This window comes from Acidovorax sp. KPB24-07 (assembly GCF_057543315.1).
Genome location: NZ_BAAJYS010000760.1, coordinates 1 through 1,012, shown reverse-complemented (window position 1 = coordinate 1,012; position 1,012 = coordinate 1). Strand labels below are relative to the sequence as shown.

The following is a 1,012-nucleotide window of genomic DNA, read 5'->3' as shown; positions in this document are numbered from 1 at the left end:
CTGTCGCTGGGGCCGGCGGCCACGCGGCCGGTGGCGCACGTGGACGAAGGCGCGGGCGACGTGCCGGTGCTTGTGCTGGGCGATGCGATCGAGTGGACGGCCATCGTCGGCATTCCGCTGGCGGCCCAGGCGGGGGCCGCCGGGATCGTGGTGCGGGGTTCGGCCACCGAGGGCGATGCAGCGCGCAAGGTGCCCTACACCATCGCGCCCAAGAAGTACCGCGAGCAGCGCCTGAGCGTCGCGCCGCGCACCGTGGACCTCTCCGCCGAGGACAACGCCCGCTTCGAGCGCGAGCGCGAACACCAGCGGCAGGTGACGGCGGCGTTTTCCACACCGCTGCCCAAGCCGGCCGACCTGCGCATGCACGTCCCGGTGCCGGGTCCCCGGTCCAGCTCGTTCGGGCTGCGGCGGGTGTTCAACGGGCAATCGCGCAATCCGCACAGCGGCATGGACATCGCCGCAGCCAAGGGCACGGCCATCGTCGCGCCGCTGCCGGGCCGGGTGATCGACACCGGCGAATATTTCTTCAGCGGCGGCACCGTGTGGCTGGACCATGGCGGCGGGCTGCTCACCGTCTATGCCCACCTGAGCGCCATCGACGCCAAGGTGGGCGACCAGTTGCAGACCGGCGACCGCCTGGGCGCGGTGGGCGCCACCGGCCGCGTGACCGGGCCCCACCTGCACTGGGGCGTGATGCTCAACCGCACGATGGTGGACCCGGCGCTCTTCCTGCCCGTCTGAGCCGGACGGGCGTTGCGCCGGGCCGACACGGGCCGGTAAAGAAGGGGCCACTTCGCGGAGCGGGCAGCGACAATTTCCGCCTTCGATCCCCTGGCCTTTTTGGGTGGTTTCCATGCGATCTTTTCTGGGTGCCGCGCTCGCGGCGATGGCAGTGCTGTGCAGCGGCTGCGCCGTGGTGGCCGTGGGCGATGCCGCGGTGACGGTGGTGGCGACCACGGTGAAGGTCGGCGCCACCGTGGTGGGCACGGCGGTGGACGTGGGCGCGGCCGGC

General features: G+C 72.3%; 1 protein-coding gene. It reads left to right on the top strand.

Features of this window, described 5'->3' with window-relative positions; translation table 11 throughout:
* Positions 1-741 (top strand): peptidoglycan DD-metalloendopeptidase family protein (locus AC27IQ_RS25605; protein WP_487091313.1); only part of this gene is annotated, 741 nt, incomplete at its 5' end.
* Between the last annotated feature and the right edge of the window lie 271 nt (positions 742-1,012).